A 359-nucleotide genomic window follows, 5' to 3' on the forward strand; every position below is an offset into this window, starting at 1 on the left:
CCCCCCCCCCCCCCCCCCCCCCCCCCCCGCTTTCTAATGCTACGGCGCCCACCGAGATATACAGTCCCGCCGCCACTCTTTCCCGACACGACGCTCGTCCGATATGACTGCGCGCGCTGGAGAAGTTCGCGGTGCGCTGCGGCGGCGTCGTCAACCACAGGATCTCGCTCACGGACGCCTCACACGACAAGGACAACCAAGTGATGGCTGCGGGCGGTGTGGCGGCGGCGTTGAAGGCGGCATAGACGGCCGGGACGTCAGCACCCGTGCGGTTCTCGACCGCCTCCAGGTGACGGTCCAGTGCGGCTTTGACCGCCTCGGCGGCGGCACGTACCTCGGCAGCGGTGGGCTGCGCAGCA

General features: G+C 69.6%; 1 pseudogene. It reads left to right on the forward strand.

The features are described 5' to 3' along the window. Positions 1–107: 107 nt before the first annotated feature. Positions 108–239, forward strand: a pseudogene (locus PUR26_RS01455) (carboxylating nicotinate-nucleotide diphosphorylase); the annotation flags it as partial. Positions 240–359: the final 120 nt, after the last annotated feature.

Source organism: Streptomyces sp. SP18CS02, from assembly GCF_036322365.1.
Lineage (GTDB): Bacteria > Actinomycetota > Actinomycetes > Streptomycetales > Streptomycetaceae > Streptomyces.